The sequence below is a fragment of the Crocosphaera chwakensis CCY0110 genome (assembly GCF_000169335.1).
Lineage (GTDB): Bacteria > Cyanobacteriota > Cyanobacteriia > Cyanobacteriales > Microcystaceae > Crocosphaera > Crocosphaera chwakensis.
In genome coordinates this window covers 177065-201854 of sequence record NZ_AAXW01000001.1, presented here as the reverse complement: position 1 = coordinate 201854, position 24790 = coordinate 177065, and the positions used below count along the sequence as shown (strand labels likewise).

General features: G+C 36.4%; 28 protein-coding genes. 10 read left to right on the top strand and 18 right to left on the bottom strand.

Annotation, left to right across the window (positions count from 1 at the left end):
* Positions 1–315 precede the first annotated feature (315 nt).
* From CY0110_RS01055 to rpsF, 5 genes are all read right to left on the bottom strand, one after another.
* Positions 316–1479, bottom strand: a complete 1164-nt coding sequence (locus CY0110_RS01055) for a GuaB3 family IMP dehydrogenase-related protein (protein WP_008272670.1) — start codon at positions 1477–1479, stop codon at positions 316–318.
* A gap of 442 nt (positions 1480–1921) precedes the next feature.
* On the bottom strand, positions 1922–2866 hold the full coding sequence (locus CY0110_RS01050) for a heme o synthase (protein ID WP_008272669.1): 945 nt from the start codon (positions 2864–2866) through the stop codon (positions 1922–1924).
* A 100-nt stretch (positions 2867–2966) separates the two neighbouring features.
* Positions 2967–3887, bottom strand: coding sequence for a COX15/CtaA family protein (locus CY0110_RS01045; protein ID WP_008272668.1), 921 nt, complete (start codon positions 3885–3887; stop codon positions 2967–2969).
* Between the two features lie 201 nt (positions 3888–4088).
* On the bottom strand, positions 4089–5153 hold the full coding sequence (locus CY0110_RS01040; protein ID WP_008272667.1) for a Gfo/Idh/MocA family protein: 1065 nt from the start codon (positions 5151–5153) through the stop codon (positions 4089–4091).
* 83 nt (positions 5154–5236) lie between these two features.
* Positions 5237–5617 carry a 30S ribosomal protein S6 gene (gene rpsF / locus CY0110_RS01035; RefSeq protein WP_008272666.1) on the bottom strand — a complete coding sequence of 127 codons (381 nt, stop codon included), beginning with the start codon at positions 5615–5617 and terminating at the stop codon, positions 5237–5239.
* A gap of 209 nt (positions 5618–5826) precedes the next feature.
* Here rpsF and CY0110_RS01030 point away from each other — a divergent pair, with 209 nt between their 5' ends.
* Positions 5827–6654 carry a fumarylacetoacetate hydrolase family protein gene (locus CY0110_RS01030; RefSeq protein ID WP_008272665.1) on the top strand — a complete coding sequence of 276 codons (828 nt, stop codon included), beginning with the start codon at positions 5827–5829 and terminating at the stop codon, positions 6652–6654.
* On the opposite strand, the gene CY0110_RS01025 is transcribed toward CY0110_RS01030, so the two are convergent.
* The 6 genes from CY0110_RS01025 to cofG form a co-directional block, all read right to left on the bottom strand.
* Positions 6614–7123 carry a Tic20 family protein gene (locus CY0110_RS01025; protein ID WP_008272664.1) on the bottom strand — a complete coding sequence of 170 codons (510 nt, stop codon included), beginning with the start codon at positions 7121–7123 and terminating at the stop codon, positions 6614–6616. The genes CY0110_RS01030 and CY0110_RS01025 overlap by 41 nt on opposite strands.
* A 148-nt stretch (positions 7124–7271) precedes the next feature.
* Complete coding sequence (locus CY0110_RS01020; protein WP_008272663.1) at positions 7272–7811, bottom strand: GIY-YIG nuclease family protein; 540 nt, start codon at positions 7809–7811, stop codon at positions 7272–7274.
* Positions 7812–7855: 44 nt separating this feature from the next.
* Entirely contained in the window at positions 7856–8185 is a 330-nt protein-coding gene (locus tag CY0110_RS01015) for a hypothetical protein (protein WP_008272662.1), read from the bottom strand.
* 245 nt (positions 8186–8430) lie between these two features.
* The gene (locus CY0110_RS01010; protein WP_008272661.1) at positions 8431–9537 is read right to left on the bottom strand and encodes an alkene reductase; all 1107 of its coding nucleotides are present in this window, start codon (positions 9535–9537) and stop codon (positions 8431–8433) included.
* A gap of 134 nt (positions 9538–9671) precedes the next feature.
* The gene (locus CY0110_RS01005; protein WP_008272660.1) at positions 9672–10067 is read right to left on the bottom strand and encodes a DoxX family protein; all 396 of its coding nucleotides are present in this window, start codon (positions 10065–10067) and stop codon (positions 9672–9674) included.
* A 58-nt stretch (positions 10068–10125) separates the two neighbouring features.
* Positions 10126–11100: a 7,8-didemethyl-8-hydroxy-5-deazariboflavin synthase subunit CofG gene (cofG, locus tag CY0110_RS01000; RefSeq protein WP_008272659.1), complete on the bottom strand. Its 975-nt coding sequence runs from the start codon at positions 11098–11100 to the stop codon at positions 10126–10128.
* A gap of 112 nt (positions 11101–11212) precedes the next feature.
* Between cofG and pipX the strand changes: the two genes are divergently transcribed.
* On the top strand, positions 11213–11482 hold the full coding sequence (gene pipX / locus CY0110_RS00995) for a transcriptional coactivator PipX (RefSeq protein WP_008272658.1): 270 nt from the start codon (positions 11213–11215) through the stop codon (positions 11480–11482).
* A 5-nt stretch (positions 11483–11487) separates the two neighbouring features.
* A complete protein-coding gene (locus CY0110_RS00990) occupies positions 11488–12144 on the top strand; it encodes a YggS family pyridoxal phosphate-dependent enzyme (RefSeq protein WP_008272657.1) in 657 nt (218 codons plus the stop codon).
* Here CY0110_RS00990 and CY0110_RS00985 read toward each other — a convergent pair.
* The 3 genes from CY0110_RS00985 to CY0110_RS00975 form a co-directional block, all read right to left on the bottom strand.
* Positions 12112–15129: an FAD-binding and (Fe-S)-binding domain-containing protein gene (locus tag CY0110_RS00985; protein ID WP_008272656.1), complete on the bottom strand. Its 3018-nt coding sequence runs from the start codon at positions 15127–15129 to the stop codon at positions 12112–12114. The genes CY0110_RS00990 and CY0110_RS00985 overlap by 33 nt on opposite strands.
* Before the next feature lies 1 nt (position 15130).
* Positions 15131–15964, bottom strand: a complete 834-nt coding sequence (locus CY0110_RS00980) for an acyl-CoA desaturase (protein ID WP_008272655.1) — start codon at positions 15962–15964, stop codon at positions 15131–15133.
* A 99-nt stretch (positions 15965–16063) separates the two neighbouring features.
* A complete protein-coding gene (locus CY0110_RS00975; protein ID WP_008272654.1) occupies positions 16064–16363 on the bottom strand; it encodes a P-II family nitrogen regulator in 300 nt (99 codons plus the stop codon).
* 789 nt (positions 16364–17152) lie between these two features.
* Here CY0110_RS00975 and CY0110_RS00970 point away from each other — a divergent pair.
* The 3 genes from CY0110_RS00970 to hypE all read left to right on the top strand — a co-directional run bounded on the left by CY0110_RS00970 (position 17153) and on the right by hypE (position 19360).
* The gene (locus CY0110_RS00970; protein ID WP_008272653.1) at positions 17153–17614 is read left to right on the top strand and encodes a pentapeptide repeat-containing protein; all 462 of its coding nucleotides are present in this window, start codon (positions 17153–17155) and stop codon (positions 17612–17614) included.
* 134 nt (positions 17615–17748) lie between these two features.
* Complete coding sequence (locus tag CY0110_RS00965; protein WP_008272652.1) at positions 17749–18216, top strand: Uma2 family endonuclease; 468 nt, start codon at positions 17749–17751, stop codon at positions 18214–18216.
* A gap of 97 nt (positions 18217–18313) precedes the next feature.
* A complete protein-coding gene (gene hypE, locus CY0110_RS00960; protein WP_008272651.1) occupies positions 18314–19360 on the top strand; it encodes a hydrogenase expression/formation protein HypE in 1047 nt (348 codons plus the stop codon).
* Here the strand turns inward: hypE and CY0110_RS00955 are convergent.
* Entirely contained in the window at positions 19357–19770 is a 414-nt protein-coding gene (locus CY0110_RS00955; RefSeq protein WP_035797932.1) for a hypothetical protein, read from the bottom strand. The genes hypE and CY0110_RS00955 overlap by 4 nt on opposite strands.
* A 209-nt stretch (positions 19771–19979) precedes the next feature.
* Complete coding sequence (locus tag CY0110_RS30670; protein WP_008272649.1) at positions 19980–20447, bottom strand: hypothetical protein; 468 nt, start codon at positions 20445–20447, stop codon at positions 19980–19982.
* A gap of 366 nt (positions 20448–20813) precedes the next feature.
* Here CY0110_RS30670 and CY0110_RS00945 point away from each other — a divergent pair, with 366 nt between their 5' ends.
* On the top strand, positions 20814–21068 hold the full coding sequence (locus CY0110_RS00945; protein WP_008272648.1) for a SemiSWEET transporter: 255 nt from the start codon (positions 20814–20816) through the stop codon (positions 21066–21068).
* Between the two features lie 86 nt (positions 21069–21154).
* On the opposite strand, the gene CY0110_RS00940 is transcribed toward CY0110_RS00945, so the two are convergent.
* Entirely contained in the window at positions 21155–21493 is a 339-nt protein-coding gene (locus CY0110_RS00940) for a hypothetical protein (RefSeq protein ID WP_008272647.1), read from the bottom strand.
* Between the two features lie 193 nt (positions 21494–21686).
* On the opposite strand from CY0110_RS00940, the gene CY0110_RS00935 reads away from it, so the two are divergent.
* Positions 21687–23033 (top strand): cytochrome P450, encoded by a 1347-nt coding sequence (locus CY0110_RS00935; protein ID WP_008272646.1) that lies wholly within the window; start codon positions 21687–21689, stop codon positions 23031–23033.
* A 133-nt stretch (positions 23034–23166) separates the two neighbouring features.
* Here CY0110_RS00935 and fabZ read toward each other — a convergent pair whose 3' ends face one another.
* Positions 23167–23655 (bottom strand): 3-hydroxyacyl-ACP dehydratase FabZ, encoded by a 489-nt coding sequence (gene fabZ / locus CY0110_RS00930; RefSeq protein WP_008272645.1) that lies wholly within the window; start codon positions 23653–23655, stop codon positions 23167–23169.
* 149 nt (positions 23656–23804) lie between these two features.
* On the opposite strand from fabZ, the gene CY0110_RS00925 reads away from it, so the two are divergent.
* Together CY0110_RS00925 and CY0110_RS00920 are read left to right on the top strand one after the other, a co-directional pair.
* The gene (locus tag CY0110_RS00925; protein ID WP_008272644.1) at positions 23805–24056 is read left to right on the top strand and encodes a 2TM domain-containing protein; all 252 of its coding nucleotides are present in this window, start codon (positions 23805–23807) and stop codon (positions 24054–24056) included.
* The gene (locus CY0110_RS00920; RefSeq protein WP_008272643.1) at positions 24049–24354 is read left to right on the top strand and encodes a DUF3181 family protein; all 306 of its coding nucleotides are present in this window, start codon (positions 24049–24051) and stop codon (positions 24352–24354) included. The genes CY0110_RS00925 and CY0110_RS00920 overlap by 8 nt, the downstream gene beginning before the upstream one ends.
* Positions 24355–24790 lie beyond the last annotated feature (436 nt).

Here is a 24790-nt window from a genome sequence, read left to right as displayed (position 1 = left end):
CCCTATTTTAGAAAAGAACTAAAATAACAAAAATTAGTTCCCTTGCTTTGCCAAGGTCTTTTAAGCTAACACAAACTTTCCTGGAATCGTTAGGATACTTTCATTAAAATAGTTAATCAGGATGATAGGTTTAGGTAATATAGTGCTACGCAAAAGGCAAGAGGCAAAAGGCAAAAAGCAAAAGTTAGTCAATCAACAAGTTGCTTGTTTGGGTTGCAAGGGAGCAGGGAACAGGGGAGATTATTTAAAATATTTTTAGGATAAAAAAAGCCCCAACTAAACCATATAAGGCTAATTGGGGAAAATTGAGGGTTTTTATTTACCCATACCTAACTGTTGAGCTTTTTGGTAAACTTTTCCTTCTGTCAACAACGAAGGTGCAATGACCACTTCTACATCTTGCATTCCTTTGAGATCCTTTGCTCCTAGGGTTCCCATACTGGTTTTTAAGGCTCCGAGTAAGTTATGGGTTCCATCGTCTAATTTAGCAGGGCCGGTTAAAATTTCTTCAATGGTTCCAGTGGTTCCCACATTAATTCGGGTTCCTCTCGGTAACACAGGGGAAGGGGTAGCCATACCCCAATGATAACCCCGTCCAGGAGCTTCGGCTGCACGAGCAATGGGAGAACCGATCATGACTGCATCAGCACCGCAAGCGATACATTTACAGATGTCTCCGCCGGTGACAATACCGCCATCAGCAACCACAGGAACATAACGGCCTGTTTCCTGTTGATAATCATCTCTAGCTGCTGCACAGTCTGCGATCGCTGTGGGTTGGGGAACCCCTACCCCTAACACTCCGCGAGAGGTACAAGCAGCACCGGGTCCAATTCCCACTAAAACAGCTGCTGCGCCAGCTTTCATCAAGTTTAACGCCACTTCGTAGGTGACACAGTTACCGAAAACGACTGGCATGGGCATTTCTTGGCAAAATCCCTGTAAATCCAAGGGTGTAACAGATTCGGGGGATAAATGCGCCGTCGATACCACGGTTGCTTGTACAAATAATAAATCGGCCCCTGCTTCGGCTACAATATTACCGTATTGAGAGGCTCCAGCCGGGGTTAAACTAACTGCAGCAATACCCCCATTTTTTTTTATGTCGGTGATACGTTGTTTAATTAATTCAGGTTGAATGGGTTTTGCATAGAGTTCTTGCATTAACCCCACAAATTCCGATTTACCCACCGATGCAATGCGATCGAGAATAGGTTCAGGATCATCGTAACGGGTTTGAATCCCTTCTAAGTTGAGAACGCCGATCGCCCCTAACTCTGAGAGTAATCCGGCCATTTTCACATCAACTACGCTATCCATTGCACTGGCTAAAATGGGGATAGTGCGCTCAATACCACCAATCGTCCAACGGGTATCCGCTAAACTAGGATCTAAGGTACGAGTGCCTGGAACCAGTGCAATCTCGTCTATACCGTAAGCACGTCGGGCTGTTTTACCACGACCAATAATAATATCCACGCTTCTATATCCATTCCCTAAGTATTAGATTAGGCTACCAAATTTTGAGGGCTTTAGGGAAGGGGAAGTCGGGATCTAATCCTACGAAAAGGCATCGTGAACTACGTTAGTCATCGATCCGAATGAAAAGGTCGTCACAGAAGAAGCGGTGCGACCTAAGTTGGGTTTCCCGACCTAGGGAAACCGCACCAAGACAATAGCAGTTTTTTTATTGGTTTGAAAGCATATTCATCACTGAATTCATGATCATTTTTTGCTGATGAGGTTCAACAATTAATCGCTTTTGTTCCTAATAAACGTACTTATTATTCGAGAGGTCTGAGGGCTGCAACCCTTATTCGATGGGCTTTTTTGCTTTACTTTCTGTGTAAACCCCCCAGACGACAGCAGGAAGCGGAGAGATTGAGTTCTCTTGCTGCTTCCTATACAAAATAATGCCCTATTAGCTAACGAAATTGATCATTGCGGTAAAAACTTGATGGGTAAAAGGTAAGCTATCCACCACCATAGCGGTACATAATAACATCAAATAGAGGATAGAAAACTTAAACAAGGATTTTGCCATATCTTTATTAAAGGGATTTTGTTTCAGTAACCAAGTTTTCTTGATAAACATCGCCCCTAACAACACAGCCATCACTCCATATAGCCAACCCGAAACTCCCAGAGGATAGACCAATAAAAAGGTGCAAGGAATCACTAATAAGGTATACCACCAAATTTGACGTACCGTTGACTCTTCTCCTTCTATGACTGGCATCATTGGCACATTCACCTGGGCATAATCATCCTTAATCATCAAGGCTAACGCCCAAAAATGAGGGGGAGTCCAGAGAAAAATGATGGCAAACAAAATCCAAGGGGCCCAACTGAGATCCCCTGTCACTGCAGCCCAACCGACTAAAGGAGGAATGGAACCTGCAGCCCCACCAATGACGATATTTTGAGGGGTATTGCGTTTGAGAAAATGAGTATAAACCAGCATATAAAAGGCAATGCCGGACATGGCCAATAAGCCACTAAGAAGGTTGATATAGATAAGAAAGAGACTAAAAGAAATTACCGCCAATACCAAGGCAAAAATAAGAGCGTGACTCGATTGAACTCGGCCCGAAGGGATGGGACGGGCCCTGGTTCGCAACATTTCATAATCGATGTCTCGATCATAGATACAGTTCATCACTTGCGCTGAAGCGGCCGCGAGGGTTCCTCCAATTAAAGTAATGAATAGTTTAAAAGAGTCCACTTCTCCTTTAGAGGCGATCCACATTGAAGCGGCCGTGGTAATTAATAAAAGAGGAATAATCCTCGGTTTGGTTAGCTGATAATAACTTCTAACCACTTGTAAAACGTTCTCGTTACGACGGACAATATCAGTCCCAATCATTAATTCACACCAAATTCTATTAATTGATAAGTTATTGTGCTAAGCACGAAGAAATAGAGAAACACAGAAAGGCCATTCGTTAGACAACCCATCAAGATGCTTAACTGTTGCCTTCTATGGATACATCTCGCATTCCTAGGGTTGTCAAAGCTACTAATGTCACAAATAAAGCAGCCCCGACAGTGTGATGGGTTACGGTTAAGGGTTCTACCTGTAAATGTAGGTAAAAGGTGGCTACCCCTAACAGAACTTGTAACAACACGACACTCCCGGCTATCCAAGCTAGTTTTCTCAAGGTAGGATGAAGTGCCGGTGTCCGCCAGGCCATAAAGACAACGGTTAAGGTGGCTACGGTAGCAGGAACCACACCAATAATATGACTATTCATCACAGCGCAAAGTTGAGAACCACCGAAGCACTGATGCAAAGCCCAACGGGAACCCACTAACGCCCCTAATAAGCATTGGATATAAACTAAAATAGCAGCGATGAGACTCGCCCAACGCAGTTTGCCGGCGGTGGTGGTGCCTTGATAGGGAGTTAGACAGAGGGCGATAACCACCAAGGTAGCGAAAAAGAGAAGGGCCGTTCCTAAATGGGCGGTAACAATATCAAACCGCAACATTTGAGTGACGGTTAAACCCCCTAAAATGCCTTGAAAGACAATCAACCCTAATGCCCCTAAACAAGCCCAGGGCAACCATTTGGGGAGTTCTTTCCGAAACCACCAAGACAATCCCACTAAAGCCAGGGTACTCAAACCAATCAAAGAAGCATCCAAGCGATGGAACCATTCTAAGAAGACTTGTAGGTTCATTTGTTGGGTGGGGACTAACTGACCATAACACAGGGGCCAGTCGGGACAAGCTAAACCGGCATTCATTACCCGTGTGGCACTGCCTACAGCCATTAATAGTAGGGTGGCGATGGCGATTTTCCACACTAAAAATCTCATCCATTTTTGGACTTTCGGGCGATCGCCTGAGGTATTGATTCGTCCTGTAAGAACAGATTCTGTCATAGCATCCTAATTACTTTATTTAACACATTTTGTTGTTAACAAAGTGTTGACTTTGCTACAAAATTTTGTCTCTTTAAAAGCAGAGCTAGTCAGATTCTACTCAAGGGTTTATGATTTGTGCATGGATTTTTAGGAACTTTTTCTAATCTTTTGATTCAGTTAATAATGACGTTACTTATGTTAACAATTCCAGACTTAATTTTAATTAAGTTTTAATGTATTATCTTCTAAGGACTGAAGAGAAATAATTGCCCCATTTTCTTTCATTGAATGACTTAAAGCGGTTAAAATTTGCACTAACTTAGTCGCCACTATTCCAGAAGAAACCGTACAAGGACGATTCATTTTAACACTATCTAAAAAGCGATCGCAGACTTCTTTGAGGGGTTCTGCTTCGGCCACCGAAATAACCTGTTTTTGTTGGCCTTGAGGAATCCATTTTTCCCCTTGGGATTGTACATAACCCTGTTGTAAAATGAGGGGTTCATCCTTAGACATTTCATCAAAAATTAACGTCCCTTCACTTCCTACCACACACAGTCGACGCTGTTTATCAGGATTACACCAACAGAGATGAATGGTTGCTTGAAATCCACTAGGATAATATAAAGTTACCCAAACCATATCTCCTAAGCCATTTGGAGATAAAGAAGTAGGGCGATCGCTTTGTAACCAAATCTTTCCTTGTGCTTGCACTTTGTTGGGATATTCATTCAACCAATGATTAAAAATACTAATATCGTGAATGGCTAAATCCCACAGCGCGTCAACATCCTGGCGCACTGGACCTAAATGGGTGCGACTGGCATAACCATAACGTAATTTCCCTAATTTTCCTGTTTCTACTGTACATTTACCTTTATTAACAGCAGTATGGAATAAATAGGTATGATCGATCATTAATTGTCGCTGTTGTTGTGCGGCCAAACGAGTTAATTCTAGACATTCCTCAGGATCAAGGGTCAATGGTTTTTCTGCTAAGACATGATACCCTGATTCTAAAGCTTCTTTAATGAGGTGATAATGGGTCGATGCCGGGGTAACTACCACAATAGCATCTAAGTTAACTTGCTGTTTGATGCTTTGCCAATCCGAGGTTAATAAAATTGATTGGGGATCGAGGGAAAATTTTTTTTGAATTCTGCTTAAATTATCAGTAACTGGATCAGCGATCGCCACGACATCGGCTTGAGGATGGGCTAGAAAATTGCGGACCAAATGCGTTCCCCAACGTCCAACCCCTAAAATAGCTAATCGAATTTTCAACGATTTTCACCCTTTTCTGGCAACTCATTTGTCGTTTACCGAAAAACATGACCAGTAAGTGGTCACTGGTCACTGATAACTGTTTAAGCTTCAGAAGCGACAGGTTCAGGTTCTGCTGCTTGTGGTTGTTCTTCTTCTTGTGGTTGTTCTTCTTCTTCGGATGTTTCTGAGGATACGTCATCTAATTTGATGGTGAGATAACGCAGGACATCTTCACCTAAACGCATCATCCGTTCTAGGGGTGCAATTTGGCTTCCATCAGCTTGATAATTAAACTGAACATAAATGCCATCTACCTTTTTTTGGATAGGATAGGCAAGACGACGTTTGCCCCAAATTTTCGTTTGTAGGTCGGTGGCGTTATTCTCCGTTAAGAATTCTTGGTATTTGGTCACCGCTTGGTTAACTTGCTCTTCTGAAAGGTCAGGACGCAAGATAAAAATCATTTCGTACTGTCGACTCATGGCTTTAAACTCCTTATGGACAAGTTGGCTTCGTGATCAATGTATGGTCTTGAAATCAAGAAGCAAGGATCATCGGAAACTAATCAAATGAAAAAATGTCTTCTTTTTGAGACAGATTCCTTTAAAATCATACTACGACTTTATGACGAATGGCTACGATATTTAATGGCTATTTAGTCAACTTCTAACCTAACTGACTGCTCAAGTTTATGCCGCAACGCTATGTTCGAGTAAAAACAACTCAAGGAAACATCCATTATGGTTCACTTAATCTTAATCGCAGTGTGGCGGTGTTTGACGCTGCCCCTTGGGATGGAGGACAACCCAGTGGCGTTGTCTTAAAAGCTGATAGTTATGAATTTTTAGCTCCTTGTTTTCCTTCCAAAATTATTGCAGTGGGCAGAAACTACAAGGCCCACGCAGAGGAACTGGGTAATACGGTTCCCAAAGAACCTTTACTCTTTCTTAAACCTCCTTCTACTCTTATTGGAGAAGGGCAGCCTATTTATTACCCTCAACAGTCTCAACAAGTGGATTATGAAGGAGAGTTGGCTTTAGTAATTGCAGAAGTCACTAAAAATTGTTCTGAACAAGAAGCCCGTACTAAAATTTGGGGTTATACTATCGCTAACGATATTACTGCCCGTGATTTTCAAAGAAAGGACAATCAATGGGTTAGAGCAAAAGGGTTTGATACGTTTTGTCCTTTGGGTCCTTGGGTGATTCGGGAATTAAGTGCTGCTGCTGCTATTCAAACGTTTGTTAATAATGAGACAGAACCTAGGCAGTCTGCTTGGGTTCATGATATGGTGTTTTCTCCTCAAGCAATCGTTTCTTATATTTCTCACATTATGACCTTGTTTCCAGGGGATGTTATTCTCACAGGAACCCCAGAAGGGGTTGGTCCCCTCAATGTTGGCGATCTCGTTCGGATAGAAATTGAGGGGATTGGTAGCATAGAAAACCCTGTCATCAGTGCGCCAATCTCTAATTTCACTACCAGCGAACCTGAGAATAAGCAGCCTCAGAAATCGTAGGAATTTCTGCATAACGGCCTAAGGCTGATTGGATAATGGAAAAATACGAGGCTGCTAAACCCCCTAAAAACAGTACATTATATAGGGTTTCTATGAGAAGACCACTACGTCCCAAGGCAGGAATCAAAACATATTGCATAATAATGCCAGCTAAAGCCAATAGAATGCCGATGAGAATAGATTGCATGGCATTATAGCGAATAAAATGGCTAACGCGATCGTTACGGACAACTAAAGCAAACAGAAGAATAAAGACGAGGAAACTACCAAAACGTCCTAATGGTCCGAGTAATGTGCCTAATAAACTATAAGTGAGTCCTACGGGTAACGCTGGAATTAACAGAAAGTTAAAAATTGGAAACTGTTGTAATAGAAAACTGCCAAAAAACACAGTGTCATAAACGGCAAAGCAATAAACTAAAGTACCAAAAATGCGATCGGGAATACTGACTGAACCACGCCAAGTCATTACGGGTTGCTCCTTGATGGTTAAAGTGACTTCACTTTTTAATGTACAACATTTATTCAGTGATCAGTTACTTGTACTGAGCTACGTCGAAGTATCAGCGAGCAATTATCAATTTGATCAAAATTGCTTTGCAATTAGTTGAGCTACTTCACTTTAAATCTAATAATCCTTGTTCTTTTAGTTTAGGATTAAAACGAATTTCTGTTTGATTTCCTCGTTGCTTTAAGGTTTCTTCTATATCTGCTTGCACTCTTCTCGAAACTTTTTTGAGTAATTTTATTTTTCCTAGTTCATCACTATTTTTATAGGTTTCTTGTTCTTCTTCTGTCATGGAAATTTTGGCATCAATCGGTTGTGTCCATAAGCTTTGGTTGGTTTCATCATTGATAGATAAATCCCCATTTTCTTGAGTCCAGTTATATTTAATTTCTTCTAAGATAGTGCGACTGGGACGGGCAATAATTTCAACTTTTAGCCAATAGCATTCATTCGGTTGACGCACTAAATGTTGTTTTAAACTGGCATAAATATCACGAGAATAACCGATAAATTTTAATTGTTTAGTTTCGTTGAAAATGGCATACACTCCAATTTTTTTGTGTAGTTCTTCGGAAATAATTCCATTTTCGTCTAAGTAAGGTAAATGGTCTAAACTGTTTAAACTAGAGAGTTGAGTTTTGGTAATCATAAGTTAGTTCTCAAGAAAAAAAATGAAGTTAAGGACAAGAAATATTACTTAATGAGGCGGTAAATAGCACAAAGGCGACTGGGGTTAAAGATTTTAGCTTTAAACATGAAAGTTGGGGGAACATTAATAATAATATGCTCATCAGAATTATGATATTTCTCGAATTTTTGGGGCATCCCTTTGGGGGTTTGGCTACTGTAGGGAACAGGTTGAAATAATAATTCAGTAAATTGGATAGATATTCTTTTCTCTGACAATTGTTGAGAAATTTGTTTAACAAACTCTGAATTATTTAATAACTTAAATAAGGTTTCTTTGGCTTCCGAGGCAAGGATAAAATTGGCATCAAAGTTTTCAATTATTTTAAAACCCATTCTGATTAAAATTTAGTTATGAAAATCATCTTAGTTATCATACCTGAATACCCTTAACCTCTTGCAAGACCTAAACCTATTTTTGTAATGAGACTTAACATTTAAGATTAGTAATCATTTTATGAATTAATAATAGAGAATGATTACTCCTCCCTAAAAGGGAGAAGATTGAGGAAAAGAAGATATTTCTTCTTATTGTATTTAAGATTTTTCTAAATGGACTTAATCATTTGCCTATCCTATTATTAACTTTTTTTACTTTCTTCGTAGGTAGGAAAATCAATATAACCCTCTGCATCAAAGGAGTACCAATACTGCATATCTGCAGGAGGATTTAACGGCCAGTTATTAGCAAACCTTTCCACTAAATCGGGGTTACTAATAAAAGGTCTTCCAAAGGCAATTAAATCAGCATTTCCTTCTCTAATCTTTGCTTCTGCACTGTCTTTACTATAACCACAATTTCCCATTAATACCCCATCAAATACCTGACGAAAGTCTGCTAATGTCATGGGTTCACCTAACTCGTGAAAACCAAACTGTAAGCCATCTATTATATGAAGATAAGCTAAGTCATAATTATTTAACTGTTGAGCGACATAGGTAAATAATTCTCTATATTCAGGAGAACCCATATCATTGAAATCACCGTTGGGTGATAATCTTACTGCTATTTTGTTAGCAGGGAAAACTGTTAATACTGCTTCAACAATCTCCTTTAAGAAACGATAACGATTTTCAATGCTTCCCCCGTATTTATCGCTTCGATGATTTGTTTTGGACTGTAAAAATTGATCGATTAAATAACCATTAGCTGAATGAATCTCAACTCCATCAAAACCAGCATTTTTCGCTCTTTCAGTAGCTAAGCGATAATCTTCAACAATACGGGGAATTTCTTCGGTTTCTAAAGCGCGAGGAGTTTCGTAAGGTTGTTTACCAATAGGGGTATGAATATAGTCTTCATTTAGTTTAATAGCAGAGGCAGAAACAGGTAATTGATTATTTTCTTGAAAGCTACTATGAGATGCCCTTCCACAGTGCCAAAGTTGTAAGAAAATAGGGGTTTCTTTTTCATGAAGTGCTTGGGTAATAGGTTTCCACGCTTCCATTTGTTCGTCTGAATAAATACCGGGACTATGTACCCAACCACATCCTTGCCGAGAGATAACGGTTGCTTCACTAATAATCAATCCTGCTGATTTCCTTTGCATATAATACTCTTTCATGAGATCATTAGGCATTCTTTCTTCTCCCGCCCTAGAACGAGTTAAAGGTGCCATAATAACCCTATTTTTTAGAGTAATATTGCCAACTTGACAAGGAGCAAATAATGTGTGTGAATTATTCATTTTTTTCTTGAAATTAATCAATTACTATTATAAATTTTATCTGAAATAGATGACTTTTGAGTAACTCATTTGAAATATAAAACTTTGATATCGTTAAGAGACAATTAAGAAATTGTCCCTAAAAAATAGATTAATTATGATTTTAGATAGTGTTCTAAACTAAATTTTCCTGACCCAAAGGCGAGGATCATTAATAGTCCACCCATTAATCCTAAATTCTTAAAAAAAGCGATTTCTTCTTCTGGAAATGTTCCATGAAAAATAACAGTAGCAGGAATTAAAAAGCCGATTAATAAACAAGCACCAATTTTAGATTTATATCCTAACAAAACAGATAAACCACCCACAATTAAAACTAGAATAGTTGCCCAGAGTAAAACTTCAGTTAAAGGGATTCCTTTTGAGGCCATATAAGCTTGAGTTTGTGCAGGCGATAAGAGCTTACTAACACCAGATTTAATAAAAATTGCTGACAAAAATATTCGACCTAAAAGGGAAACATTACTTTGAAAGTTGCTTTGGTCTAACATGGATAAATCACCTATTTTATTATGTTCTATATTTTAGTCAGATTCTAACAATTCACTCTTAAATTGACAACAAAAACTGAAATTGAGGAGAATTTTTCCAGGAATTTACAGCATTTTGTAGAGATAATGATAACCAGTCATAATAATGGGGATAGACGGGAAGGCGAGGGACTAATTGCCATCCGTGAGAGGCTAATAAATCAGCTAAACCGTGATAAGAAAAATGGGGATAATCTGGGTTTACCTCATCTTTAGGGCTGATTCCACCTAAATCTCTAGCTCCTGCTTCTAGGCAGTCTAACAAACATTTTGGATCTGTGATTAAATTAGGGGGGATTTGTAGGGTAATCGAATCAGGCAAAATATTTCTAGCTTTAGCCACCATTTTCGGTAGTTGATAAATAGGGAAAGTGGAGACTTCTAACTGTTGCTTGCTTCCTGTACGATGAGGCTGTAAAATAACTTCTTGGATGTGATGCCATTTTTGATGAAGAGATGCGATCGCTTTTAATGTTTGCCAAGATTCCTCCTCACTTTCTCCAATTCCTAAGAGAATACCTGTGGTAAAAGGAATTTTTAATTTTCCAGCCCATTCTAATTGTTGTAACCTCAATGAAGGTAATTTACTGGGCGCAGAATGATGAACACTTTTTAGAAGTTTTGGAGTAATTTGTTCAAGCATTAAACCCATAGACGGATTAATAGTTTTTAAGGTTTCCATTTCAGCAAAACTTAAAACTCCCACGTTTGTATGAGGTAAAAAACCCATAGATAAAGCTAGTTTACAAAGATTATAAATGTTTTGAAACCAAGCTTTTCTTCGAGAGGACTGGGGATGAACTTCCCCACTTAAAATTAAAATTTCACAAACAAATTCATCTTGCAGTTTTTGCAAAATAGTTTGACTTTTTTCCAAGGTTAACCAATCATCTTGATAAGGGTTAACCCGAAAATTACAATAGGTACAACGATTAAAACATTCATAGGTCGGTACTAGGGTATATGCTGGACTATAGGTAATTTGTTTTGTCATATTTTTTATGATACTTTAATTAATAGTAATTTATCTCAACACTTGACTATAATACACCTAGACTTATAGGGTTTAGAGAGTTATTATTAAAGGAACTTTTTAAAGATCAAGAATGACAAACGAAACTTATTTTAATCATCCTGTTTTCGGACTTCTTTATCGTGTCTGTATCCTTGATGACAATCAAGAGTTATTTACTACATTATATGCTCAACGGTTATTTTTTCTAGTGAAGATGATACCGAATAATACGGTTTTGGAACCTATTAGCCGTTCAGATGCTAGATTATTAGTAGAAAAACGTTTGCGTAATCTTCATCGTCTAGGACGTACTGAAGAGTACAAAGACTTTCAAGCTATGTATAAACAAACTTTTCCTTAAAGAATATGAATATTTCTGAAAATCTTGACAAAATTTTGGGTCAAATTCCTTCTTCTGTGCGTTTAGTTGCTGTTACTAAAAAGAAATCAGTTGCTGCTATCGAAGAAGCTTATAATTATGGGATTCGTGATTTTGCAGAAAGTCGTGTTCAAGAGGCACTAGAAAAGCAAGAACAGTTACAAAATTATCAAGATATTTGTTGGCATTTCATCGGCCATATTCAAACTAATAAAGCTAAACAAGTCTTAAAAAATTTTCATTGGATTCATTCAGTTGATAGTCTTAAGTTAGCAAAATATTTAGATAAATTAGCAGATAAAAACTCTATTTCTCCTCATGTTTGTCTTCAAGTTAAAATTTTACACGATCCTAATAAATATGGGTGGAAAGTAGAAGAAATTTGGCAAGATTTATCCAAATTAGAATCCTTAAAATATATAAAAATTGATGGTTTAATGACTATTTTACCTTTAGGATTATCTCAAAATGAATGTTTAGATACTTTTGCAAAAACAAAAGAACTTGCTAGCAAAATAACAGAAAAGTCATCCCTACAGTTGAAAGAATTATCTATGGGAATGTCGAATGATTATTTATTAGCAGTAGAAAAAGGTGCAACGATGATACGTTTAGGAACCATTATTTTTGGAGAAAGAAATTAAGTGTTTTAAAGCTTGAATGGGATGTTGAGGTTTCCATCCCGATAACCTTTTAACTTGATAACGGCAAGAATATCCAGTAACTAAATAATAAGATTGATCATCCATCTTTTCAGGTAAATGTTGTTGCCAACTACTGTGATAAATGCCTTTAGAATTTTCATAATGTTCCTTTTCATGGCCATACATTCCAGCCATTCCACAACAACCAACAGACACAATATTTAAACTGATTCCCATGTTGTTAAAAACTGTTTGCCATTGCTTTTCTGAGTTAAAAGCTAGGGATTTTTCATGGCAATGTCCTAATAAATAATAGGGATGTGTTGATTTAATTTTAGGTAATTTGTTCTCTTGTGTGACTAAGAATTCTTGGATGAGTTGAACTTTATTAAAACTGTTTTGATGATTCGTCATCTTTGAATACTCATCTCGATAAGTCAAGGTTATACTGGGTTCAATTCCAATTATAGGAATATCTAAGTCTAAAACTGTTTTTAACTTTTTAATATTTTGATCAATTACTATTTTAAACTGATCAATAAATCCTTTTAAATGTAGCGTTTTTCCATTGATAAAGAAGGGGAATATGTAAACAGTATAACCTAAGTTTTCGAGACAATTGTAAGTATCGATTACTAACTGTGATTCATAGAAACTGGTAAACGCATCTTGTAGCAAAATGATGCTATTTTTTCGTTCTTCTACTGATAAATTTTCTAAAGTTTCTAAGTTAAATTTTATGGGTAATTTATCTCGTACAGTTGGAGAACTAATAAGAGGGATATCAACTAAATTTAATATTTTACTGATAAATAATTTACTCAAAGGGTTGTGTACAATACTATTACATAAATTTGGTGCAAAAGATTGATAATGAACCACTTGCTCTATATTTGCCATAAAATAATCCCTTAAAGAATGTAAATAACGACTATGATAACGTTCTAAAAACTGAGATTTTAAGTCAGGAATATCAACATGAATGGGACATTGACTTACACATCCTTTACAACCCAAACAGCCTTGCATTGCTTCATAAACATTGTGGGAAAAATCTTCTTTTCCTTGCCATTTTTCTAGAGTGTACCAGACTTTTTTAGGAAGAGGTAAACTATCATCAAAACTGTCTTGAAACTTGGACTTTGAAAGTAATCTTAACCATTCTCTTAATAACATTGCTCTCCCTTTTGGAGAGTGAATGCGATCGCTAGTTTGTTTAGCAGAAGGACAAATAATTTCATCAGGATTAAAGTTAAAACAAGCACCATTGCCATTACAATTGAAAGCTGCTTCATAATCTTTTCTAAACTGTTGAGAAACTTGGCGATCAAAGTGTCCCCTTAAGGTTGATTCGAGTTTAACAATTTCATCTGAACTATGATAAGGTATGACTATTTTCCCTGGGTTTAATTTATTATCAGGATCAAACACTTCTTTGATTTTTCTTAAGTCTTGATAAAGTTCTTCTCCGAAGAATAAAGGGGTATATTCACTACGAAACCCTTTCCCATGTTCTCCCCATATTACACCACCATATTTACGAACTAAATTAACAACTTGATCCGATATTTCTCTGATTAATTTTTCATCTTCAGGCATTTTCATATCCAAAGCCGGACGAACATGAAGACAACCTACATCAACATGACCGAACATGGCATAATTAAGGTTATAACTGTTTAATAAAGCTTGAAATTCACGGGTATAACTGGCTAAGTTTTTAGGAGAAACGGCAGTATCTTCAATAAAAGCAATAGGTTTGCGATTGCCTGGCATACTTCCTAATAAGGCTGCTCCTTTTTTTCTTAATGACCACAATTGCTTAATTTCTTCTGGTTTCTTAGTATAATAAAAACCTATAATTCCTGGTTTTTTATAATTTTCTAATTGATTAATTAAAGGTCTTAATTGCTTTTCTATTTCCTGATCACTTTCTTCAATAAATTCAACTAAATTAATGGCTTGGGCATCACCAATGAAGTTTTTAACTTCTTGATAAATACTATCATTTTTAGCTAATCCTAAAATTGTTTCGTCAATCGTTTCGATGGCAGCAGGATTATAATTGAGTAAGTTTGCAGCATCTTTTAAAGCAGCATCAAAGTTATGATAATGAATCGCTAATAATTGAGTCGCTTTAGGGATTTTAGTTAAGTTTAATTTAGCTTCTGTAATTATTCCTAGTGTTCCTTCTGAACCTGCTAAAATTCGATTTAGATCAAAATAGTTTTTTGTCTCGTCATAAACTTTAGCTAAGTTATAACCCGTCATAAATCGAGTTAATTTAGGAAAGATGTTATCAATCAATTCTGCTTTTTCAGAAACAATTATATCAATAAGTTTATAAATTTCTCCTAATTTCCCATTTTGTTGTTTTAAACTATCTAAATCATCTCTACTAACTTGGGAGGAACTGCTTAAAGTTGAATCAGATAAAACCCAACTTAATTCTAAAATATGATCACTGGTTTTCCCATAAATACGAGAACCTTTACCCGCAGCATCTGTATTAATCATTCCGCCAATCGTAGCACGATTGCTAGGAGCAAGAGAAGGAGCAAAAAACAAATTATGTTCGGCTAAAATGTAATTTAATTGGTCTAATATGATTCCTGGTTGAACCTTAACCCATTGTTCTTGAACATTGAGTTCTAAAACCTGATTCATGTACTTAGAACAGTCTATAATAATACTAGGAGAAAGTGACTGTCCATTAGTACCAGTTCCCCCTCCTCTAGGAGAAAAAGTAACCGTTTCAAATTCAGTTTTATTGGCTAATTTAAAAATTTTTCTAATATCTTCAGCAGTACGAGGAAAAATAACCGCTTGGGGTAAAATTTGATAAATACTGTTATCAGTTGAAGCAATTAAACGGTTAGCGATATCCCCTTTTATATCTCCTGAAAAAGTTGTTTCTTTTAAACAAGCTAGAAAATCAGCGATTGTTTGATTGATGGTTGTTTCTGGTAAAACTCTAGGAATCATTTTAAACTGGTAGTTTAATCTTCTTAGCTAAATTCAGTTTACTCAAAATTTTAATAGTCCACCAAGTTACATCTATTTCCCACCATTTTAATCCAGCCTTAGCTATATTAGGATAAGCATGATGATTATTGTGCCAACCTTCTCCATAAGTTAAGATAGCTGCCCACCATAAGTTACGGGAATTATCATTACTCTGATAAGTACGATAACCTCTTAGATGAGATGCAGAGTTAATAAACCAGGTACTATGCCAAAGTAAAACCGTTCTGACAAACAAACCATAAATGACAAATGACCAACCACCGAGAAAGTAAAGGAAAAGTCCCAGAGGTAACTGTAATAATAAGAAATAACGATCTAACCAACGATAAAAGGGCTGTTTATCGAGATCCGGAGCATATTTTTTATACTGATCATAATTAAAAAATTCTTGACGATCATAAAATAACCACAGCATATGACTCCACCAAAAACCCCGTTTCGCAGAGTAAGGATCTTTTTTCATATCTTCAGTATAGGCATGGTGCATTCGGTGTCCTGCAACCCAAAATATCGGGCTACCTTGCAATGCTAAAGCCCCAATGATAGCAATGATATATTCTAGGGCTTTTGGGACTTCAAAGCTGCGATGAGTTAATAAGCGATGATACCCTAAACAAATGCCAATACTGCCGATAAACCAATGAAGAAAAATAGCAACACCTAAAGCTGACCATGAAAAGAACCACGGGGCCGAAAGTGCAACTAGATGAACTGCACTGAAAAATCCGACAGCCACCCAATTTAATGTTAATGGTTGTCCTCCGTCAGGAGATATTTTAATTGTCTTCGTCATATAAATCCGATATTTTTGCAAGTTAATAAGACATCAGAAAGCTTCTATTATTTTTTCTCTCTGATGACAGAATAATTTTCTATTTTTTTGTTGTGTTGATTAATCAAACAGTCCGTCTACTTTTTGACGAAATGCAATCAAAGCCCGATTTGTTTCAAATTGATTCAGTTCGTCTAATAATTGATCAGATTTTTCTGAAGTAACAATAGTTTTGATTTCAATATTAGTGTTGTATCCAGCAATATCACCTATTCGCCTACCATGACTACCAGCACCCTGTGCAGGAATAATTGTGTAACCAGAAACGCCAATAGTTTGTAATAGGTGTATGAGACGATCTTGTAAAAACGCTTCGCAAATGATGGTAAAAAGTATTCCTTCGTTTATATTTGAAGACATCGTTGCCTCCTTTGATAGTTATTTTTTGAAACTTCAGCAGGAATTAATTCGCTGCTGTCACTGAGAGTAGGTGCTAGACTCCTGATTTTTGTTCTATTATTAGAGATATTTTTGTAACCTTTAACTACGATTTAATTCTAACACAATTTTATCTAAAATATCTAAATCTATATTTTTTAGCTCAACATCATTAAATGTGTTTTTTCCTCTATTTTTAAACAATTTTCTCAAAAATTAGTATATTGGTTTAAATCTTGATTGTTTTTTGCATTATAGACTAAGAGTAAAAAAAATAGCTGGTGATTAATTCTTTAGCGTTAAATTTTTAGCAATAGGCTAACTTTTCTGGATAAAATATAAACTTTTGTATCTTTATTGTAAGGAATAAAAATACTACGTTAAGGTGTAGTTACTTGAGAATAGTTTTCGGGTATGTGTCGAAAGAAATAGACTTTTTTCTCTATAGATATAAAACTCTACGTCCTGCGAGAGAGAAGTCTATGTTTTCTTCCTAAGAAAGAGAACATTCTCATCCCAACCGGGTCAATAATGCTAACGCTTTTAAAAAAATCTTCTGAAAACTTTCATTATTCTTCTCGGAGTGATCATCATAGAAACACCACTAGATATGACCAATCTATGAGCCATCAGCATAGTTGTCCTTGCTGTTCTTATATTTTGCTATGTCATATTAATGGGCGAGGTATCTACTGGTATTGTAGTCACTGTCATCAAGAAATGCCCGCTTACAACACATAAAAAACATCAATAAATAACGAGGAAATTAACATGAACGCTCAAGAAATGTTGGAACGATACGCAGCCGGAGAACGAGATTTTAGTCGAGTCAGTTTAGTTCACGTTTGTCTGTGTGATGCTAACCTAGTCGGAGTCCACTTAGAAGGGGCAGAGTTGATTTTAGCAAATTTAAAAGGAGTTGCTTTAACAGAAGCTCATTTAAACCAAGCTAAATTGAATGAATCTAATCTAACTCATGCCAACATGATTCAAGCTTGTCTCATCGGTGCAGAAATGATCGATATTGATTTAAGTGGGGCCAACTTAAGTGGGGCTGATTTAAGAGAAGCGGATCTGAGTGGGGCAAATTTAGGAGGAGCCAACTTAACCAATACTCAACTAGAAGGAGCAAATTTGATGGGGGCGGATCTTAGAGGGGCTGATTTAACAGGGGTTAATTTAGAACAAACTAACTTAGCAGGAGCCAAATTAAGTGGGGCTTTTCTTAACTAATCTCTCGTATTTTTCTAGTCCACTATAATATTCTAATAGTTAGGTTAAACTGGGTCTAATTTCAGGATGCTTGTATTACCCAAAAACTCTGTTTTTGAAGACTTAATCTAACTGTTAGAATTATTGATATTAATATGATTATAGGTGATAGAATTAAAACCTCTTCATTGGTTTATGCAAGAGTTGCAGGTGTTTTATATTTAATTATTATTGTTTGTGGTTTGTTTAGCGAGATGTATGTTCGTTCTAATCTTATTATTCGAGACAATGCAGTGACAGCAGAACGATCGCCTGATGTATCTTGGATAAAGTTAGAAAGATGGAATCAATTAACCCTAGAACAAAGAGAAAAATTTCCACCCATTGCACCTAATTTTGTTTTAGAATTAATGTCCCCTAGTGATAGTTTGAAAAATACACAGGATAAGATGGAAGAATATCAAGCTAACGGAGTTAAGTTAGGTTGGTTAATTGACAGAAAATCACATCAAGTTGAAATTTATCGTCAAGGACAAGCTAAAGAAGTATTAAATGAGCCAAAGTTTTTATTGGGTGAAGATATTTTACCTGAATTTATTTTAAATTTAGCAATGGTTTGGTAAATCATACTGTCAAAATTTTAAGCTTTTTTCTAGATACCGCGACCTTGGTCAATCTCTATAATTCATATACGAATAAATTAGAGATTGATTATCTAAAATGAACGATTTTAATGTATCTTGCCCCATTCCTTTAGATAAATATCCGCAAGTTTTACTCGCTCATGGAGGAGGGGGAAAACTGATGCAGCAGTTACTGGAAAAAATGGTTTTTTCCACCTTTAAAACCGCTCAAGATATTCCTCCCCATGATTCGGCTGTCATTAACCTTCCTGGGTCGAAAATAGCCTTTACAACAGATTCTTATGTGATTCATCCGCTTTTTTTTCCTGGGGGAGATATTGGCAGTTTAGCCATTAATGGAACGGTCAATGATCTCGCCATGAGTGGCGCACGACCGCTTTATTTAAGTTTAGGATTTATCATAGAAGAAGGACTACCGATGGAAACTTTATGGCGAGTCATTCAGTCTTTAAAAAAAGCAGCCGACGTAGCTAATATTCAAGTAGTTACAGGAGATACAAAAGTAGTTGATCGCGGTAAAGGAGATGGGATTTTTATTAACACCGCAGGAGTAGGTATTATTGAACATGATCGAAGCATTGCTCCTCAATTTGTGCAGCCAGGCGATGCTATTTTAATCAATGGAGATATTGGTCGTCACGGCATTTCTATTATGGCAGTTAGGGAAGGATTAGAATTAGAAACCACTATTGAAAGTGACTGCGCTCCGCTTCATAATGTTGTTTTAGAAATGCTTAATCAAGGCATAGAAATTAATTGTTTAAGAGACTTGACCAGAGGAGGTTTAGCCAGTGCATTAAATGAAATCGCAACCAGTGCCGAAGTAACTATCAATATCAAAGAAAGGACAATTTCTATTCAAGAAGATGTACAAGGGGCTTGCGAAATTTTAGGGTTTGATCCCCTCTATGTTGCCAATGAGGGGAAATTTGTTGCTTTTATTCCGCAAAGCTCAGTTAATCAAGCCTTGAAAATTATGAAATCTTTTTCTCAAGACGCTTCTATTATTGGTGAAGTAACCGGCCACGGAACAGATATGGGTTTAGTTACTCTAGAAAGTAAAATCGGTTCTCAGCGCATTGTTGATATGTTAAGCGGAGAACAATTACCCAGAATATGTTAAGTAACAGGACTCATATTATGTCCCTGAGTGCGAGTATGTTGGGCTGCTTCGGTGGCAATTTCGGCTGCAAGGGTGGTCATAGGTGAAGTCGGTTTTGACCGTTTCTGACGATGATTTTGCCGAGATGGAACAGTAGAAGCAGGGGTAACTAAACTGTATGCTCTCCAGTGGCTTTCTATACTCCACTCAGGATCATCGGTGACAACCAAAACCCCTCCGGCCGGTACAGATAATTCATCCGTACTAGCCCAAATACAAAATTGAGTCCAGGGAGAACGCAATAAAAATATTGGTATCTGTTTTCCGTCGCAACTGCCATCCGTATATCCGAGTAAATAGCGACCCTGTTTAATCATTGGCCGTAGTTGAGGATATTTCTCTAACAACATGAAAATTCCATGGTGGGCCATAAAGTTAATGATTACCAATTCAACAAAAGGAGGTGTTGAAGTGAGACTTAACAGCAACCTTAGCCATTAAGCATAGAAAGAGGTCACTGTAAAAGTAAGTATCAAATGTAACGAAATGGCGTTTTTTAGGGAAATGTCAGATAACTTTGACAAAAAACCCCTCTAAGCTGGGAAAAAGAGTGGTGATTTATCAATATTTGTAACAAAAATTAAGTAGTTGTTTCTTTTTTCTTAACAGGACTAACCTTGGCACGATATAAAAGTTTATGGTCGTGACCATATCCCACATAGCGAATAATCACTGGATCATTCGGTTCAGCATGACCCCCTCCTTCTAGAAGTTGATGAGACTGAGGGTCATAGGGTACTACTTCCCCAACACTTCCTTTCATTTCCAATCCCCATTGTTTGAGTAATTCAAAAATGGGTTTCACTAAGGGTAATAATTTGACCGCAGAAATTTCAGGATTTTTTTGAGCAACAATAGCAGCCGTCGGCCATTGCAATAACCAAGATTCTAAAGCAGCGATACTAGAGGCTTGAAATTCTTTTTCTAACTGCTTTTCTTGTTGCTCTAATTCCTGTTGTAATTGTTTATATTCCTGTCGCAATGACACAGCATGACTATCAATATTCCCTGAAATATCTTGACTGGCAATTTGCCAATCTGCGCTCAAAGATTCTGTCGTTTCAAACTGTAATAATAACTGTTCTAAAGGAATTTTTAAGACCTGAGATAGCTTGAGAAGGTCTGTAATGGGTAATTTAGGAAATAACCCTATTAATAGTCGATTTAACTGCCATTGAGATACCCCAGACAGTTGACTTAATGTTCAAAATTAGCAATTTCCGCTTGTTGCATTAACTGCTGTAACTTTTGCTGGTTAGAAAGATAAGTGGTAGACTGGTTCATAAAATTTAATATAATGATTTAATAGCAATTATCCTGAGTTTACCTTAAATTAGTACCAGGAATAATAATAATTACACTTTTGTTATTATTGTTCGTTAATTAATTCTGAATTAAGACCTATTAAAACCCTATGAATTCTATTACGTGGATTGGTTTACTAGCAGGAACATTAACCACCATTTCTTTTTTTCCACAAATGTTAAAGACGTGGAAAACTCGTTCGACTAAAGATATTTCTTTAGAAATGTTTTTACTGTTTTGTAGTGGTCTTTTATTATGGATTATTTACGGTTTATTCATGAGAGATATTCCTGTGATCATGACTAATATTGCTACTTTCGTCCTAGCGTTTCCTATTCTTATTTTGAAACTGAAATATAAGTAAATAAAAAAGTCCCACATTTTCTTGATTAAGATTGTAGAATATTTAATCAATACTTTGCGGGACAAAATAACTAAGTCTACGAAACCTTAATCCTCGTCAATAGGGGGAAATGCTTCTTCTATTTGCCATAAAATATCTTTATGATCGATGAACCAACTACGGGTTTCTGGGGTGAGTTGAATCCAAATAATTTCCATCGGAACATGAGGAGACGCATACTGATACTTTTCGCCTAATTGTCTCAAATTATCAATAATATGAGGGGATAATCCAAAGATAGACCAATCAACGTGCAAATGTCTTCCAAAAACCCCTCCCGTTGGATCAAAAACTAATTGAGATGCTCTGACTAAATCTGCGAAATGTTTCGGCTCTAGTCCGGTTAGCTTTTGGATTTCCATTCCTTGGCTACCACTTTGCTTCATAGCGACTTTACCTTATCGGAGAATTCTGTAGTCATTGTAACTGATTGAGGTCAATTTCTATCTATTTTTTTGTTAATAAATGATAACTCATTATCAAAAGATTAATTTTTTTTTTGATCTATCAAGTTTTGATAATTAATATTTTCTTATGTTACGATTATTTATAGCTATTTATTTTACTTAACTTGCAGTTATGGTCTTACCTCCTAGCATCTCTACACCTCGACTTTTAAGACTCTTTAAACTAATTTTTTATCCCCTAGATTCTCTTGAAAACTATTATGAAAGATATGGGGATATTTTTATTGTTGGCCAATCAGAAACTCCCTTTGTTTATATTAGTAATCCTCAAGGTATTCAAGAAATATTAACAAAGGATAAAACCCATTTTAGAACAGGAGGAGGAAGCGGTTTTTTAACGACTTTTTTGGGAAATAATTCATTACTATCTTTAAAAGGAGAAAAACATCAAAGAGAACGAAAATTGCTAACTCCTGCTTTTCATGGGGAAAGACTACAAAGTTATGCAACACTTATTTATTCTATTAGTGATGAAGTTTCTGAAAAGTTAGAAATTAATCAATCTTTTAATGTTCGTGAAATAATGCAAGAAATTACTTTACAAGTGATTTTAAAGGCAGTTTTTGGTATTGCAGAAGGAAAGCGTTATCAGAAATTAAAAAATTTGTTAACAAGTTGGCTATCTTTTTTTGATTCTCCTATTAATGCTACGATTATTTTCTTTCCTTTTCTCCAAAAAGATTGGGGTAACTGGACGACTTGGGGTCGTTTTTTACGAATAAAAGCTCAAATTGATGACTTAATTTACACTGAAATTAATGAACGCCGACAACAAAAGAATTATCAAGGAAAAGACATTTTAACTCTGCTAATATTAGCCAGAGATGAAGATGGAAACCCCATGAGTGATCAAGAATTACACGACGAATTGATTACTCTATTAATTGCTGGCCATGAAACCACTGCATCTAGTTTAACCTGGGCATTATATTGGATTCATTATTGTCCAGAGGTTGAAGAAAAACTGCGATCGCATTTCTCAATTTTAGATAAAAATATTGACTTGTTAAATATTATCAAGTTACCCTATTTAGATGCAGTTTGTAGCGAAACTTTACGCATTTATCCAGTTGTTGTAAATGCGTTTATCCGTGTTTTAGAAACTCCTTTAGAATTAATGGGATATCAATTTAAACCTGGTACAGTTTTTGCCCCTGCTATTTATTTAGTTCATCATCGAGAAGATATTTATCCTAATTCTAAACAATTCCGACCAGAAAGATTCTTAGAAAGACAATTTTCTCCCTATGAATACTTGCCATTTGGTGGAGGCAGTCGTCGCTGTATTGGTATGGAATTAGCAAAAATGGAAATGAAAATAGTTTTGTTTACCCTCTTATCAAAATATAAATTCAAACTTTCTTCTTCTCATCCCCTTAAACCAGTTAGACGAGGATTAACTATTGCGCCTCCTAATAGCTTTAAAATGATCATAACTCAAAAATTAGCTTATACCTAATCTAGGTTTTTAAAACAAAAAACTGAATCAAACAATGATAGAGAAAAAAAGTATTTTTAACTAAAAATCTGTTGAGGAGGATTATGATTCCTCCTTAAAATATCAGCAAAATCTGATTTAATTTTTCAAATCCTTAATCAATACGAGAAAAAAGCATTTCACCTTGTACTGCTAACTCTCCATCCACAGTTCCTTCCCCTTTCATTTTGGCAATTCGATTACGCTTGAGAGTTAATAATTCCACCGTCATAACCAATTGATCTCCAGGAATAACTTGACGACGAAATCTAACTTTATCAATTCCTGCAAAAGCAAAAAATACCCCTTTCATCCCTGGTAATAAAGTAAGAACAATTCCCCCAACCTGTGCCATAGATTCCACAATTAAAACCCCTGGCATTATTGGTAAACTAGGAATATGTCCAGGAAAAAAAGGCTCATTAATGGTGACATTTTTTATGCCTACCGCCTTCTTCCCAGGCTCATAATCAATAATACGATCCACTAAAGCAAAAGGATAACGATGGGGTAATAATTCTCGGATTTCTTGAACCGTAAAGGTCGTTTGAATTGTCGTATTTTCGCTGGAGTTATCAACAGGGGGTGCAGTCACATCAGACATAATAATTAAATAGCCATCAATACAAATAATCCTTTCTCATTGTTTCATTATTCAAGAAATTTTCTAGATGATTTCATATTTCTTATTAGTCAGGAAGGGAAAGATTCTGATAAGATAAAAAAGAGAAATTATAATAGATATGAATCCCTATGCCTCCTCGTTGGCCTCGTAAACCCGATCGTGCTGATCCTGAGTTCCGTCGCCTTGATGATCGTATGACCTTTGCTGTTCATGTCGCTGCTTTCTTAGCAGGTAATTCTGGGGTGTGGTTTGTCCATAATATCAGACAAGCGGAATGGAGTTGGATTGGCTGGTTTTCAGCAATCTGGGGAATGGTATTACTGGGACATTTAATTTATATTACTGCGATCGCTGACTATAGCAAAAAATCTCATGGCTAATTATAAAACAACACAAGCAGTTGAATCCCTCGCTGCTGAAATTGGTGAAAATATTTACATTGATGTGGCAAAATGGCATCTTTATCTATCGGATGCACATTTACATACTACTGTTGCTGAAAAAGTTTACCCTCTGCTCGAAAATGACGAAGTAAGCGAAGACGCGATCACTGATATTCTTCGTAGCATTTCTGTTAGTTTGGGAGGTGGTAAAAAAGAAGTTTCTCTGTTGGAATTATTACCCAAACAATGCCAAACGAATTTATTGGAGTTACTTGAAGAATTTCAGCGAAGATAAATGCTTCGTATTAGCTAATTCTATCACACAAATTTTAGCAACTCTAAAAATCGATTTTGTTGGAGGGTAGTAGGTTAAGTAATTTTCTCGAAACTGATTAAATTACCATCTAATAGCCATTTTCAATTGAGTGGAACATCTAAAAATTTTTCCTCCTGCCTCCTGCCTCCTGTTCTCTGCCTCAAAGCTAGAGAATTAAAATCTATGCAAATGAAAACTGCTATGATACTAATTCTCAAAAGTGACTGAAAACTTGGTGTTATATACGGCTTCTGACCATTAGTGTAGTGCCTCCAGAAAGATGTTCTTAACTACTTTATCCAACTAGCAGAAGAAACAGGTATTTCTTATCAAAGCCTAATTGAACTTTATCTACAAGATTGTGTTCATCAACAACGAAAACCTATAGTACAGTGGTTAAGCAAAGACGAATCAA